This window comes from Dyella sp., assembly GCF_051962475.1.
GTDB lineage: Bacteria > Pseudomonadota > Gammaproteobacteria > Xanthomonadales > Rhodanobacteraceae > Dyella_A.
In genome coordinates, this window is record NZ_JBQCCF010000015.1 from 25,170 (window position 1) to 39,555 (window position 14,386).

The window sequence follows — 14,386 nt, forward strand, 5'->3', positions numbered from 1 at the left end:
GCGGGGTCCTGCCGCTGCAGCGACGCACGTACACTGACCGCTTTCTGCGCCAGCATCGGCGCGTCACGCCGAACCGAAGGATACCCATGAGCGAGATGCTTTCCGATACCGCCCTCGACCAGCTGTTCCGCAGCGCCCGCACGTTCAATGCCTGGCTGCCGCGGGAGGTGAGCGACGCCCAGCTGCATCAGCTCTACGATCTGGTGAAGTTCGGCCCGACCAGCGCCAACAGCTCGCCGATGCGGCTGGTGTTCGTGAAGTCGCCCGAGGCCAAGGCGAAGCTGGCGCCGCTGATGTCCGACGGCAACCGTGCCAAGACCATGGCCGCCCCGGTGACGGCGATCATCGGCAACGACCATGCGTTCCACGACAAGCTGCCGCAGCTGTTTCCCCATGCCGACGCGAAAAGCTGGTTCGAAGGCAACCAGCCGCTGATCGACACCACCGCGTTCCGCAACGCCACGCTGCAGGGTGCCTACGTGATCCTGGCGGCGCGCGCGCTGGGGCTCGACTGCGGTCCGATGTCCGGCTTCGACAACGCCGGCGTGGACGCCGCGTTCTTTGCCGGCACGGCGGTCAAGTCCAACTTCCTGATCAACATCGGGTACGGCGACGCCAGCCGCGACCTGTTCCCGCGCAGCCCGCGGCTGTCGTTCGACGAAGCCTGCACGATCGCCTGATCCGCTCTTCCACTCCCCGGCGCCGCGCGCCGGCTCAACCCCTCAAGGAGTCATCCATGCGCGCCATGAACGTTCTCGCCCTCGCCGCCCTGCTCGGCGCCAGTTTCGCCGCAAAGGCGGCGCCAGTGACCTACAAGCTCGATCCGTCGCACACGATGGTGCTGTTCAGCTGGAATCACTTCGGCTTCTCCAACCCCACCGCCAACCTCGGCATCGGCGAAGGCACGCTGGTGTACGACGAGGCCAAGCCGGCCAACTCCAGCGTCGAGGTGAGCCTGCCGCTGGCCAACCTCGACACCCACGTCAGCGCGCTGGACGAGCACCTGAAGAAGCCCGACTTCTTCGATGCCGCCAAGTATCCGGTGGTTACCTTCAAGAGCACCCGCGTCGAGCCGCTGGGCGGCAACAAGTTCAAGGTCATCGGCGATCTCACCGTGCACGGCGTGACCAAGCCGGTGGTGCTCGACGCCACGCTCAACAAGGCCGGCATGCAGCCGATGCTGAAGGTGCCGGCGATCGGCTTCGACGCCACCGCGACGATCAAGCGCTCGGACTTCGGCGTGGGCGCCTACGTGCCGAACGTGAGCGACGAAGTGCAGATCCGCATCACCACCGAGGCGGAGGCCGGCAAGGGCAAGTAAGCCCTCCCGGAACCCCGTTCCTGCAGCGGCCGCTCCGGCGACGGGGCGGCCGTTTTCTTTTGTCCGCCGGGTGCGCGTGTCGGGCGTCCCGGCGGGGCTTCAGCGGCCCGGCGGGCTGCTACCATTGGCGGCTCGACTTTCTGTCCGGAGCCTCCCATGTCGCGCCCCTCTTCCGCGGTGACGCCGATCCCGGCGAATGCCCAAAATCGGTACGAAGTGACGCAGAGCGACCTGCCGCTGTCCTGTCCGATGCCGGGTATGGCGCTGTGGAACTCCCATCCGAAGGTGTATCTGCCCATCGTCGATGACGGTGGCGAGTCCACCTGTCCCTACTGCGGCGCGCATTACGTCCTGCGCGACTGAACCGCAGCGGCGAACGCTGGCGCCGGCCCCCGGTTTCGGCACGATCGCTGCTTGCCTCCAGGGATGAAGGCCTTCATGCCAGAGACCATGTCCGCTGCCGTCACCCGCGCCGTCCGGTCGCTGACCGTCGTTCAGCTGATTCCGGCGATGCATTCCGGCGGCGCCGAGCGATCGGCGCTGGAGATTGGTCGTGCCCTGGTGGCGGCCGGCCACCGATCGGTGGTGATCTCCGCCGGCGGCCGCCTGGCCGAGCGCCTGCAGGCCGAGGGCAGCGAGCACGTCACGTTGGACATCGGCCGCAAGGCGATCGGTACCCTCGGACGCATCGGCGCGCTGCGCCGGGCGCTGAAAGCGATCGACCCGGACATCGTGCACGCGCGCTCGCGCATGCCGGCGTGGATGGGCCGCTGGGCCATCCGTGGGCTCACGCGCAAGCCGCATTTCGTCACCACCGTGCACGGGCTCAATTCGCCCGGCCGCTACAGCGCCGTGATGCTGCGCGGCGAGCGGGTGATTGCGGTATCGCAGACGGTGCGTGCGTATGTGCTCAGCCATTACCGCTGGCTGGAGCCGTCGCGGGTGCGGGTGATCCCGCGAGGCATCGATCCGGAGGCGTTCCCCTACGGCCACCGCCCCGATGACGCCTGGCAGAAGGCGTTCTTCGCCCAATTTCCGCAGCTGATCGGAGCGCCGCTGCTCACGCTGCCGGCGCGCGGCACGCGGCTGAAGGGGCACCATGACGCCATCGAGCTGGTCGCCGATCTTCGCGATCGCGGCGTCGGCACCCGTCTGCTGCTGCTGGGCGTACTGGAGCCCGGTCGCGAAGCCTATGCCGAGGAGCTGCGCGAGCTGATCCGCCAGCGCGGCCTGGAGTCGCAGGTGGTGCTGGCGCCGGCGCGCGACGACGTGCGCGATATCTACGCAGTGTCCGCACTGATCCTGCAGCTGTCGAACAAGCCCGAAGCGTTCGGCCGTACCGTGGTCGAGGCGCTGTCGCTGTGCCGCCCGGTGCTCGGTTATGCCCATGGCGGCGTGGGCGAGTTGCTGGCTGAGCTGTATCCGGCCGGTCGCGTGCCGCTGGGCGATCGCGAAAAACTGGTGGAGCGTGCCGCCGAACTGCTGCGCGTGGCGCCGCCGATCCCCATGCTGCAGAGCTACCGCTTGGCGGACATGCAGCAGGCCACGCTGGCACTGTACGACGAGCTGGTGGCGCAGCCGGTCGATTGACCCGGCGCCCTGGCCCGCCGCGGGCCATCGGCTCGCCTACAATGCCGGTCATCCTCGCGCTGGCCTGTGCATGTCCTCCTTTTCCGCCTCCCTCCGCGCCGCCCTGCGTTCGCCCTTGTTGCCCTACTGGCTGGTGATTGCGCTGCTGCCGTTCGGCCGCAGCGCCGAGCTGGGCACCGCGCTGTGCCTGTTCGGCACGATGATGCTGTTCCTGCGCTTTCCCCATGCGCTGGAGCAGCACGAGGGCGCGCGTTGCCTGTTGCTGATCCTGGCCGGGTATATCGGTGCGGCGCTGATCTCCGCGGTCGATGCGGTGGTGCCTGGCAAGAGCTGGGGCACGGTGGCCGGGCTGCTGCGCTTCGCGCCGCTGGGCCTTTATGCCTGCTTTGCGCTGCGCCGGGTGGCGCGCGTGCGGATGATGTATGTCGCGGTGGCTGCGGTGATCGCGCTGTGGGCGCTGGACGCCTGGGTGCAGGCGCTCACCGGCTGGAGCCTGGGCGGCCACGCCGAGGCCGAGCGCATCTCCGGCATCTTCGGTGCCGACAACCTCAAGCTCGGGCCGACGCTGGCAGTGCTCTCGCCGTTCGCGCTGTGGGCGGCGCGTGAGCGCTGGGGCGCACGCGTCATGTGGCTGGTCGCGGTGCTGCTGCTTGGCCCCGTGCTGCTCGCCGGCGCGCGCGCGGCGTGGCTCTGCTACGGCCTGGTGGTGCTGGCGTTTGCCTGGCGCGAGGCGCGCTCGTTCCGGCGCTTCGCGCTGTTCGGTGCAGGCGCCGCGGTGGTGCTGGCGTTGGCCGGTGCCATCGCATGGCAGACCTCGCCGCGCTTCCACGCGCGCATGGAGCGCACTGTCGCCGCGTTCGGCGGCAGCGAGCAGGGCGTGGACGTGGCACTCAGCGGCCGGCTCGACATCTGGCGCGCCAGTCTGCGCATGGCCGCGGCGCATCCGTTCAACGGCGTGGGCGTGCGCGGCTTCCGCTACGCGTATCCGCAGTACGCGCCGGTCAACGACCATTTCGTGGTGGGCGAATCGTGCGGCGTGGGCGAGGGCGCTTGCCACGCGCACCAGATCGTTCTGGAGGTGCTGACCGAGACCGGTGCCATCGGCTTGGTGTTGTGGTTGGCTGCCCTGGTGGTGGCGCTGCGCTACTGGCGCCACGTGGGGGCGGCTGCGCGGGCGCAGGCATTTCCGGTGACGGTGGCGCTGGGCGTGATGCTGTTTCCGCTCAACACCCACTTGGCGTTCTATTCAGCCTGGTGGGGGTTGCTGTTCGCCTGGCTGCTGGGCCTGTGGTGCGCTGCGCTGGGCGCGCTGCCCGACGAGGAGGAGGGCGCATGACGCGTGAGCCCCTGTCGGTGGTGGTGATCACCTACAACAACGCCGATACGCTGGACGCCTGCCTGCGCGAGGTAGACTGGGCCGACGAGATTGTGGTGCTGGATTCGGGTTCCACCGACGCCACTGTCGCAATCGCCGAACGCCACGGCGCGCGCGTGGCGGTGCATCCGTTCGACGATTACGGCCCGCAGAAGCAGCGGGCGATCAACATGGCCCGCCACGACTGGGTGCTCAATCTCGACGCCGACGAAATTCTCTCGCCCGGTACGCGTGAGGTGATCGAGCGTGCTCTGGAGCAACCACGCTACGCCGGCTTCCGGCTGCCGCGGCGCGAACGCATGTTCTGGACCGTGCAGCACCGACGCAGCTGGCGCAACGGCCACCTGCGCCTGTTCGATCGTCGCCGCGGCCGCATGAACGACGTGGATGTGCATGCCGCGGTGGAAGTGGATGGTCCCGTGAAGACCCTGCACGCCGCCGACTTCGTCAACGATGGCGACAGCGACATCGCCACGCGGGTGGAGAAGATCAACCGCTACACGACCGGCATGGTGGCCTACAAGCTGCGCAAGCGGCAGCGTTTCGCCGGCCTGCGCATGGTGTTCTACCCGCCGGTGTTCTTCCTGCGCCAGTACATCGGCAAGCGTTACTTCCTCAACGGCTGGGCCGGCTTCATCGCCAGCGTCACAGGAGCGTTCTACGCCTTCCTCAAATACGCCAAGTTGCACGAGGCGCGGGAGCAAGCGCGCCGCCGGCGCTAGCGCGAGTACACCGGCGGCATGCCATCCGGGCGGGTCTTGAAGCGCTTGTGCACCCACAGGTACTGCTCGGGCGCTTCGCGCGCCATCTGCTCGATGCACGCATTCACGCGGGCGGTGTCCTCGAGCACGTCGTCGCTGGGCACGTGCTCGAGCGGTGCGCCGAGGCGCAGCGCGTAGCCGGCGTTGTCCGGCAGGCGGCGGTGGAAGAACGGGATCACCACCGCGTTGCCCATGCGTGCCAGATGGTGCGTGGCGGTGATGGTGGCCGCTGGCACGCCGAAGAACGGCACGAAGACGCTGTCCTTGCTGCGCATGTCCTGGTCGGGCGCGTACCAGAGCGTCCCGCCACCGCGCAGGTACTTCACCGTGCCGCGGATGTCGTCCTTCTCGAACATCGCGTCGGCGTAATGCAGTCGGGCGCGCAGCACTGCCCACTCGAACACCGCCGAGTCCATGCGCCGGTACATGCCCGCGATGCGGATGCGTTGCGAGACCAGCCGCGCGCACAGCTCCAGGTGCGAAAAGTGGCCGCCAACCAGCAGCACACCCTTGCCGGCAGCGCGGGCGCGCTCGAGATGTTCCAGCCCTTCCACCGACAGCGGCAGGCGGGCGATCGCCTCGTCGCGACCCATCCAGCCCAGCGCGAACTCCACCAGCATCAGTCCGATGTCGCGCAGGTGCGCGTCCACCAGTGCGGCCTGCTGCGCTCGATTCAGTTCGGGAAAGCACAGCGCGATGTTTGCCTCGGCCACCGGGCGTCGCGCCGAATCGACGCGCATGGCCAGAGCGCCGAGCCAGCGGCCCAGGCGCATCAGCATCGGATAGGGCAGGCGCGCGATCAGCCAGATCGCACCCAGCCCGATCCATGCGGGCCAATGGCGCGGAGTGAGCAGGGAGCGGTCGAAGGAGGGGCGTGGCATGCCGGGCATCGCGCCATTGTAGCGAGCCGGGCAGCCAAGGCCGTACGACATGGGCCGTTTATACTGGCCGCCCTCACCAAGGGTCCGCCCGTTGCGCCTTCTCTACACCTTGCTGATGTACCTGGCGACGCCGGTGATCGTGCTGCGTCTGCTGACCCGTGGCATGCGTCACGGCAGCTATCACCAGCGCTGGCCCGAGCGCTTCGGCGTGTTTCCGGCGCCGGGTCTCAGCGGTTCGCTGTGGGTGCATGCTGTGTCGGTCGGCGAGGTGAACGCGGCCGTGCCGTTGATCAAGGCTCTCAAGCAGGCTTATCCGCAGGCGCCGTTGGTGGTGACCACGGTGACGCCCACCGGCTCCGAGCGCGTGCGCCAGCTGTTCGGCGACAGCGTGTTCCATGTCTACCTGCCGTACGACCTGCCCTTCGCGGTGCGCCGCTTTCTGCAGCGCGTGCGTCCGCGGCTGGCGATCATCGTGGAGACGGAGATCTGGCCCAACCTGTATTTCGCCTGTCATCGCCGCGGCATTCCGTTGATGATCGTCAACGCGCGGCTGTCGGAGCGTTCGCTGCGTGGATACCGCCCCGCCCGCGGTCTGGTGCGCGCTGCGCTGCGCTGCGTGAGTCTGGTTTCGGCGCAGTCGCGTACGGACGCCGCGCGCTATCGCATGCTCGGCGCGCCGACCGAGCGCATCGTGGTCAGCGGCAATCTCAAGTTCGACATGCCGGTGCCGGACCACGCCCGCAGCAAGGGCGAAGCGCTGCGTGCCCAGTGGGGGCCCTTGCGATCGGTGTGGATGGCGGCGAGCACCCATGAGGGCGAGGAGCTGGCCGTGCTGGAAGCCCACCTGGAGGTGCTGCAGCGCCTGCCCGACGCCCTGCTGCTGCTGGCGCCGCGGCATCCCGATCGCTTTCGGATGGTCGAGCACCTGGTGCGCAACCTCGGCTTCTCGGTGGGCACCCGCAGTGGCGATGGCATCGCCGCGCCGGGGCATCAGGTGTTCGTGATCGATGCGATGGGCGAGTTGATGCCCTTCTTCGCTGCCTCCGACCTGGCCTTCGTCGGTGGCAGCCTGGTGCCGATCGGCGGGCACAACGTGCTGGAGCCGGCGGCACTTTCGCGGCCGGTGCTGGTGGGGCCGCACACGTTCAATTTCGATGACATCACGCAGACCATGGTCAGTCAGGGCGGCGCGATGCGGGTGGCCAGTGGGGAGCTTCTCGGAGCGGCGGTACTTCAGTTGCTTCGCGACCGTTCGGCACTGAAACAAATGGGCGAAAGGGCGCACGCCGTGTTCGACAGCGAGCAGGGGGCGGTCGGCCGGGTGATGACCCTGATCGATCACGCGCTGGGCGAGTAGCCACAAAAAAGCCGGACCTTGCGGCCCGGCTTTTTTGTTATCGACGACCGGAGAGGCTGGTCATTCGAGCAAGGCGTTGATCGCCTCGACATCCTTCAGGTCGGCGGTGCCGGTGGCCTGTTTCAGCAGCAGCTTGTCCAGGATGAACTGGTGCCGTGCCTGCGAGTACTGACTCTCCGACGAAGTCAGCGTCTGGATTGCGGTCAGCACGTCGAGGATGGTCTTGGTGCCCACGCCAAAACCCGCCCGTGTCGCATCGAGCGCCTTCTGGCCAGCCTCCACTGCGGACTTGGCGGCCTCGACCTGGCTGATGCCGGCGATCACCGAGCGGTAGTAGTTGAGCGTGTCGCGGGTGACCTGGCGACGCTGCGCCTCGAGCGTGTCCTGCGCCGCGTCGCGCTGGTAGATCGATTGGCGCACGCGCGACTGGGTGGCGCCGCCTTCGAAGATCGGCACCGACAGCGTCAGCCCGATCGTGGTGGAGCTCGGCTGACGGAAGTGCAGGTTCGAGTTCTGGTACCAGGTGGCGCTCTTGCCGTAGCTCACGTTGGCGTTGATCGTCGGCAGGTGGCCGGCGCGTGCCGCCGAAATGCTGTGCTCGGCCGCATCGACGCTGAACTTCTCCGAGAGGATGTTCGGATTGTTCTGCAGCGCCTGGTCCACCCACGCCTTCTGGTCGTTCGGCACGGGCGGGCTCATCGGGAGGTCGTCGCGCAGCTTCTTCAGGTCGCCGGTCGGTTTGCCGGTGATCTGGGCCAGTGCCTCGCGGGCATCGTCCAGCGTGTTGCGTGCGGCGATCGTCTGCGCCTTGGCCGATTCGTAGAACGATTTGGCCTGATACACGTCGGTGATCGCCGACAGGCCCACCTTGAAGCGCTGGTCCGACTGCTCGTACTGCTGCTTGTAGGCTTCCTCGTTGGCCTTGGCGAAGGCGAGGTTGTCCTGGCTGGTGAGCACATTGAAGTAGGCGGTGGAGACGCGCACGAACAGGTCCTGCAGCGCCGCCTGATACAGCGCGTCCTGTGCACTGGCCTGCGAGTGGGCGGCTTTCAGGTTGGCGATCTTGCTCAGGTCGAGCACGGTCTGGCTGAGGTTGCCGGAGATGTCGCGGGTGCGCGAATGGCCCGGATCGGCGGTGGTCTGCACCACCTGTCCGGTATTGGGGTCACGGGTGACGCTGCTGCCGCTGCTGGTGGTCTGGCTGAGCGACAGGCCAGCCGACACCTGGGGGAGCAGCAGAGCGCGCACCTGGTTGACGTTTTCGCCGATCGACAGACGCTGGGCGTCCGCCTGCGAGAGCACCGGATCGTTGGCGCGCGCTTCTCGATATGCATCCAGCAAATCCTCACCATGGCTGGGCAGGGAGATTGCCGACAGGGCCAGGGCCAGGGACAGAAGCTTCAAACGCATGGGGTGCCTCGTGGGGTGACTTAAGGGAGGTTCAAAACACGAACTGGCGCGCAGGCTCGGCATGCACCAGATAGGGGAGATCGGTTTCCAGCAGCACTTCATCGCGGTAGCGGCCGGCGCCTTCCTGGGTAAGCAGCGCCACTTGCTGCGCCGGCGACGCGCCACGGATCACCAGTAGGCGGCCACCGGGTTTGAGCCAGCCCAGCATGCGTTCGGGCAGGCGCGCCACGGCACCGGTCAGCACCACGGCGTCGAACTGGCCTTGCGGCTGCCAGGTCAGCACGGCGTCACCAGTGGTCAGTTCAACGTTGTCGACTCGCGCGGCCGCCAGTCGGGCAGCAGCTGTGGCGGTGAAGTCGGCATGGATGTCCACGCTCACCACTTCGCCGGCCAGCCCGGCGAGGCACGCGGTGAGGAAGCCCGAGCCGGTACCGATCTCCAGCACGCGTTCGGTGGATGCCAGCTCCAGCGCCTGCAGCACGCGGCCCTCGAGCACGGGTTTCATCATCACTTCCCCGTGACCCAGCGGCAGGCAAACATCCGCAAATGCCAGCTGACGATGATCGGGTGCAACGAAATCCTCGCGACGCACGCGGCCGAGCACCTCGAGCACACGCGCATCAAGCACCTCCCAGGGGCGAACCTGGTTTTCCACCATGTTTTGCCGCGCCTGCTCGAAGTTCATCGCCATGTTCAGCCACGTCCCGTACGGATCGAAAAAGGTCAAAAAGGATAAGCGCTTAGCCCACTTCCGACAATCGCTAGCCTGCCGGCTGGTGGCGCCGGGTCCGAAGTGCCGGAAGTCACCGCGCGCGGTTGACGGAAGTCATGCCCGGCGCGCTGTCCGCGGACAATACTGCGCTCTTGCGAGCCGATTCGTCCCAGCCTCAACACGTGGCGGACGTGCCGATACACTGTTAAGTGCGCCCCGCCGGCAGGCCGCGCCTGTACCGCGGATCTTCGGCGCCTTGGAAATAATTAAACCGACCCGTATAATAAAGGTGATGTGGTTTTCTGTGAAGGTGTTCCGATGAGTTCCGTCTCGCCCATGAAATGCCAAGGCCCGGGCCGTCCAAAGGATATGGAAAAGCGTGCCGCCATCCTCGAGGCCGCCAAGGGTCTGTTCGTGCGCAATGCGTTCGCGGGCACCAGCATGGATGCGGTCGCTGCCGAAGCCGGGGTGTCGAAGCTCACGGTCTACAGTCACTTTGGAGACAAGGACAACCTCTTTCGCGAAGTGGTGCGCGCACGCCTGCAGGATCTCCTGCCGGAGAACACCTATGACCTGGACCCGGACGCCGAGATCGGCCAGACCTTGCTCAATGTCGCGCTGGCCCACGCCCGCCTCGATTGCGACAAGGAAACGGTCGGTACCTTCCGAGCCATCCTCAGCGACTGCCGGCAAGGCAATCCCCGCTATGGTCGGCTGCTGTGGGAAGAGGGTTCGGTGCGCACGCACGGACTGATGGAACGTCTGCTCAGCCGGGCGGTTGACGCCGGCATGCTCGATATCGACGACGTGCCTCGCGCTGCCGTCCAGTTCCTTGCCTTGATCAAGGGCGACCTGATGATGCGCCGCATGTTCGGCTGCGACGATTGCCCGCATGCGTATGCCGCCGAGATCGAAGCCACCGCTCGCGCCGGTGTGGCGACCTTCCTGCGGGCCTACGTTCCGCGCTGAGCGCAGACTCAGCGGCGGGATGATGCCCGCCCGCGCCTTGGCGCAGCTTGCGAATTCCTTGCAGGCCGTTCACTCGTACTTCGCGTGCGCTCCATACGATGAGGGGAATCCGCTGTCGCCAAAGCGACAGCCCGGTTCAATCCTCACAAGGAGCCGCAGCATGGCGAGCAAGCCTTTCATCACGGACATCCAGACGATTCGCCAGCGGGCGCGCGAACATATCGATCGCGGCGCGATCACCGACGGCTACAGCGCGGACCGTGAGACCGTCATCAAGCTGCTCAATGAAGCGCTCGCCACCGAAATCGTCTGCGTGCTGCGCTACAAGCGGCACTATTACATGGCGTCGGGCATCCACGCGAAGAGCGTGGCGGCCGAGTTTCTCGAGCACGCCAACGAAGAGCAGGGCCACGCCGACCGCATTGCGGAGCGGATCACTCAGCTCGACGGGGCGCCCGATTTCAATCCCGCCGGTCTGCTCACGCGCGCCCACGCCGACTACGTGGAAGGCGACGACCTGGTCGACATGATCAAGGAAAACCTGGTGGCCGAGCGCATCGCGATCGACAGTTACCGGGACATCGTGCGCTACCTCGGCAACGACGACCCCACCAGTCGGCGCATGATGGAAGAGATCCTCGCCATGGAGGAGGAGCACGCCGAGGACATGGCGACCCTGCTCGAAGAGCTGGGCAGGAAGGGCGAGCCGGCGCGGCCATCGCAGGCATCAGGCAAAGAGCATTGAGCGGGTGCCGCGCCAGGGCTAACGCTGAGCGCTGGCGCGGCGATCATCGAGTAGGGGGATGGCATGACGATGTTGCAGGGGCAGTGCGCGTGTGGCGATGTGCGCTATCAGGCAGAGGTCGATCACGGCCGCCGCCGCTACTGCGGCTGCAGCCTGTGCCGCTTGGCGCTGGGTGAAGCCGTGGTGGTGGGGATGGATTTGCCGGCGGCGGCGGTGCACTGGCGGGAGGGTGGCGCGGTGTTCTATGGCGCGGCCAGCCAGGTGCGTCACGGCTTCTGTGCCAATTGCGGCAGCGCGCTGTGCACGGTACGGCAGGACGGCATGGTCAGCCTGGAGGTATCGACCCTGGACGAGAGTGCCGCGATCGGCGTGCGCTCGCACATACACGCCACTTACCGCACCGAGCGGGCGTCGTGGCCGATGGCGCAGTAGCCCCCGCCCGTCACCCGGAAGCCGTAAAACAAGAGGGCGCCCTCGGCGCGCTCTTGTTGTTGAACCGCCGGGAAAGGCCGATCAGTTCTTGTCCTGGGTATAACGCTCGATGCCGCGCAGGATCTCGGCCTTGGCGTCGGCGGCGTTGGTCCAGCCGTCGAGTTTGACCCATTTGCCCTTTTCCAGATCCTTGTAGTGCTCGAAGAAGTGGCCGATGCGCTCCAGCCAGTGGCCCGAGACGCCGTCGATGTCCTGGATGTGGGCGTAGCCAGCGAAGATCTTCTCGACCGGCACCACCACCAGCTTCTCGTCGCCACCGGCCTCGTCGGTCATGCGCAGCATGCCGACCGGCTTGCAGCGGATCACCGAGCCCGGGATCAGCGGCAGTGGCAGGATCACCAGCGCGTCCAGCGGATCGCCGTCGTCGCCCAGCGTGCCCGGCACATAGCCGTAGTTGCACGGATAGCGCATCGGCGTGGAAAGAATGCGGTCGACGAAGATCGCGCCCGAGGCCTTGTCGACTTCGTACTTGACCGGCTCGGCGTCCTTCGGAATTTCGATGATGACGTTGATTTCGTCCGGCACGTTGCGGCCGGCGCTGACCAGATCCAGACCCATGGGTGTGACCTTGCGCGAGGGATAAAGAGGGTCGATAAGGATACGGCAAGAGCTGCTGCGACGCAGCAGATCGCGCGTCAGCGCAGGAACGGCCGCTCGCGCAGCCACTTGGTGGCGATCCACTTCTCGCCGCTCGGCACCGGCAGGCCGGCATGCAGGGAGCGGGTATCGCCCGTCTCGTAGGCAAAATACACCGCCGAGCCCTTCAGCGCGGTCACCGTAAGCCCGGCGTGCGGAAAGCCGGTGCCGCCGCCCGCCTCGGGCGTGTTGAGGTACATCACGATGCTCGCCACACGCTGGCCGCCATGCGCGGTCACCGCGTCGAAACCCGGCTGGCTGGGGTCGAACCAGTCGTAGTGCGGCTCGTATTCCTGCCCTGGCGCGTAGTGCAGCACCTGCAGCCCCTCGCCGTGGCTGACCGGGACACTGAGCAGCGCTGCAAGGCGGCTCTCGATGCGTTCGATCAGCGGCGACTCACCGATGCGGAAGAACATGCCGGCACTGGTGCGACGATCGTCCACCTGCTTGCGGCCGTCGGTATCCACAGTCAGCGCACGGGCCAGCCGCGGGCGCGCCTGTTCGATCAGCTGGTCGCACTCATCGGCGTCCAGCAGGCCGTCGAGGACGCGCACCGTGGGGCTATCGAGCGAGGCGCTGACGCGCACCCGCCGTCCGGCCGCATCGGCGAAGGGTGCCTCCGGGTGGCGAGGCCTCAGCGCTGCGGACGTGGCTTTGCCGATCAGTGCCGCCAGCGGCAGCTTCAGCACGCTTGCGACGATGCTGCGGCTCTCGCGCGGGTCGTAGCCGGTTTCCTTCATCAGCCGCAGCACCTCCTCGGTGCTGTGGCCCGCGCGCGTTGTGGTGAGGATCCATTCGCGCAGTTCGGGGCGGATGCTGGTGGTTCGTTTCATCGCACTCGGGTGGTTCGGAACGCCCGGCGATGATAGCGGCGTCGTGCGTGCCGGTCGCGTCGAGCCGGCGCGCACGAGCCAGGCATCACTTCAGTTGATCCCAAAGGAATCCGTAGGCCAGTGCGTGCATGTAGGCCGCCTGCTTGTTGTCCGCGCCGGCGCCATGGCCACCTTCGAGGTTCTCGTAGAACCACACGTTCGGCAGATCCATCGCCTGCATCTTCGCGGCCATCTTGCGCGCGTGTGCCGGCCCCACGCGGTCGTCGCGGGTGGAGGTGGTGAACAGCACCGGCGGGTAGTGCATGCCGGCCTGCACGTTCTGGTAGGGCGAGAACGTCCTGATCCAGGCCCACTCGGCCGGCTTGTCCGGGTCGCCGTACTCGGCCATCCAGGACGCGCCGGCGGACAGGTGCGTGTAGCGCTTCATGTCCAGCAGCGCGACCTGGCTGACGATCGCACCGTAGAGCTGCGGATAGAGCGTGAGCATGTTGCCCATCAGCAGGCCGCCGTTGCTGCCGCCCATCGCAGCGAGGTGACTGGGCGAGGTGACCTTGCGCCTGACGAGGTCTTCGGACACCGCGGCGAAGTCCTCGTAGGCGCGCAGGCGGTTGGCCTTGAGCGCGGCCTTGTGCCAGCGCGGGCCGTACTCGCCGCCGCCGCGGATGTTGGCAATCACGTAGACGCCGCCGTTTTCCAGCCAGGCGCGGCCGATACTGCCGCTGTAGCTGGGTTGCAGCGAGACTTCGTAGCCGCCATAGCCGTACTGCAGGGTGGGGTTGCTGCCATCGAGCCTGAGCTGCTTCGGCGCGATCTCGAAGTACGGCACGCGGGTGCCGTCTTTCGATCGCACGAAATGCTGGGTGACCTGGTACTTCGATGCGTCGAAAAAGTTGGGACTGTGCTTGATCGCCTCGGCGCCGCCTTTGCCGAGCGTGCCGTGGTACAGCGTGGTCGGCTGCAGGAAGCCGGTGACGGTGAGCCAGTATTCGTCGGAACGGTCGGGATCGGTTCCGACCACGGCGATGGTGCTGAACTTCGGCGCGCCCGGCAACGCCGCGCGCGTCCACGCGCCCTTGCCGGATGCGGGTGGTGTCAGCACGTCGAGGCGGCTCTTCACGTCGTCGAGCACGTCGAGAATCAGGTGGTGTTGCGTCCACGAATAGCCTGCGAGCGCGGTGTGCGCGTCGGGCGTGAACAGCGCGGTGAAATCGCGCTTGCCGGCCATGAAGTCGTCGAAGTTCGTCGCGATCAGGGCGCCCGCTGGCCAGGTCTTGCCGCCCACCGTCCATGGTGACTTGGTCTGC

General features: G+C 67.1%; 16 protein-coding genes. 10 read left to right on the forward strand and 6 right to left on the reverse strand.

Annotation, left to right across the window (positions count from 1 at the left end):
- Positions 1 to 86: 86 nt before the first annotated feature.
- The 6 genes from ACTHJF_RS02535 (at position 87) to ACTHJF_RS02560 (ending at position 5,008) form a co-directional block, all read left to right on the forward strand.
- Positions 87 to 680: a malonic semialdehyde reductase gene (locus tag ACTHJF_RS02535; protein WP_440265692.1), complete on the forward strand. Its 594-nt coding sequence runs from the start codon at positions 87 to 89 to the stop codon at positions 678 to 680.
- A gap of 56 nt (positions 681 to 736) precedes the next feature.
- Complete coding sequence (locus ACTHJF_RS02540; RefSeq protein WP_440265693.1) at positions 737 to 1,321, forward strand: YceI family protein; 585 nt, start codon at positions 737 to 739, stop codon at positions 1,319 to 1,321.
- Between the two features lie 156 nt (positions 1,322 to 1,477).
- A complete protein-coding gene (locus ACTHJF_RS02545) occupies positions 1,478 to 1,684 on the forward strand; it encodes a zinc-finger domain-containing protein (protein WP_431635543.1) in 207 nt (68 codons plus the stop codon).
- A 63-nt stretch (positions 1,685 to 1,747) separates the two neighbouring features.
- Positions 1,748 to 2,911, forward strand: coding sequence for a glycosyltransferase (locus ACTHJF_RS02550; protein ID WP_440265704.1), 1,164 nt, complete (start codon positions 1,748 to 1,750; stop codon positions 2,909 to 2,911).
- A 70-nt stretch (positions 2,912 to 2,981) separates the two neighbouring features.
- A complete protein-coding gene (locus ACTHJF_RS02555; RefSeq protein ID WP_440265694.1) occupies positions 2,982 to 4,247 on the forward strand; it encodes an O-antigen ligase family protein in 1,266 nt (421 codons plus the stop codon).
- Entirely contained in the window at positions 4,244 to 5,008 is a 765-nt protein-coding gene (locus tag ACTHJF_RS02560) for a glycosyltransferase family 2 protein (RefSeq protein ID WP_440265695.1), read from the forward strand. Before ACTHJF_RS02555 ends, ACTHJF_RS02560 begins: the two co-directional genes overlap by 4 nt.
- Here the strand turns inward: ACTHJF_RS02560 and lpxL are convergent.
- Entirely contained in the window at positions 5,005 to 5,928 is a 924-nt protein-coding gene (gene lpxL / locus ACTHJF_RS02565) for an LpxL/LpxP family Kdo(2)-lipid IV(A) lauroyl/palmitoleoyl acyltransferase (RefSeq protein ID WP_440265696.1), read from the reverse strand. The genes ACTHJF_RS02560 and lpxL overlap by 4 nt on opposite strands.
- A gap of 91 nt (positions 5,929 to 6,019) precedes the next feature.
- On the opposite strand from lpxL, the gene waaA reads away from it, so the two are divergent.
- Positions 6,020 to 7,285, forward strand: a complete 1,266-nt coding sequence (gene waaA / locus ACTHJF_RS02570; protein WP_440265697.1) for a lipid IV(A) 3-deoxy-D-manno-octulosonic acid transferase — start codon at positions 6,020 to 6,022, stop codon at positions 7,283 to 7,285.
- A 60-nt stretch (positions 7,286 to 7,345) separates the two neighbouring features.
- Here the strand turns inward: waaA and ACTHJF_RS02575 are convergent, their stop codons facing one another.
- Both ACTHJF_RS02575 and ACTHJF_RS02580 read right to left on the reverse strand, forming a co-directional pair.
- On the reverse strand, positions 7,346 to 8,695 hold the full coding sequence (locus ACTHJF_RS02575) for a TolC family outer membrane protein (protein ID WP_440265698.1): 1,350 nt from the start codon (positions 8,693 to 8,695) through the stop codon (positions 7,346 to 7,348).
- A 31-nt stretch (positions 8,696 to 8,726) separates the two neighbouring features.
- On the reverse strand, positions 8,727 to 9,386 hold the full coding sequence (locus ACTHJF_RS02580) for a protein-L-isoaspartate O-methyltransferase family protein (protein ID WP_440265699.1): 660 nt from the start codon (positions 9,384 to 9,386) through the stop codon (positions 8,727 to 8,729).
- A 339-nt stretch (positions 9,387 to 9,725) separates the two neighbouring features.
- Between ACTHJF_RS02580 and ACTHJF_RS02585 the strand changes: the two genes are divergently transcribed.
- From ACTHJF_RS02585 to ACTHJF_RS02595, 3 genes are all read left to right on the forward strand, one after another.
- A complete protein-coding gene (locus ACTHJF_RS02585) occupies positions 9,726 to 10,376 on the forward strand; it encodes a TetR/AcrR family transcriptional regulator (protein WP_431635555.1) in 651 nt (216 codons plus the stop codon).
- A gap of 160 nt (positions 10,377 to 10,536) precedes the next feature.
- A complete protein-coding gene (locus ACTHJF_RS02590) occupies positions 10,537 to 11,121 on the forward strand; it encodes a ferritin-like domain-containing protein (RefSeq protein WP_431635556.1) in 585 nt (194 codons plus the stop codon).
- 63 nt (positions 11,122 to 11,184) lie between these two features.
- Entirely contained in the window at positions 11,185 to 11,553 is a 369-nt protein-coding gene (locus ACTHJF_RS02595; protein WP_440265700.1) for a GFA family protein, read from the forward strand.
- Between the two features lie 81 nt (positions 11,554 to 11,634).
- Here the strand turns inward: ACTHJF_RS02595 and ppa are convergent, their stop codons facing one another.
- The 3 genes from ppa to ACTHJF_RS02610 all read right to left on the reverse strand — a co-directional run.
- Positions 11,635 to 12,171 carry an inorganic diphosphatase gene (ppa, locus tag ACTHJF_RS02600; protein ID WP_440265701.1) on the reverse strand — a complete coding sequence of 179 codons (537 nt, stop codon included), beginning with the start codon at positions 12,169 to 12,171 and terminating at the stop codon, positions 11,635 to 11,637.
- 77 nt (positions 12,172 to 12,248) lie between these two features.
- Positions 12,249 to 13,082 (reverse strand): 2OG-Fe(II) oxygenase, encoded by an 834-nt coding sequence (locus ACTHJF_RS02605; protein ID WP_440265702.1) that lies wholly within the window; start codon positions 13,080 to 13,082, stop codon positions 12,249 to 12,251.
- Between the two features lie 85 nt (positions 13,083 to 13,167).
- On the reverse strand, positions 13,168 to 14,386 hold a 1,219-nt coding region (locus tag ACTHJF_RS02610), incomplete at its 5' end, for a prolyl oligopeptidase family serine peptidase (RefSeq protein ID WP_440265703.1).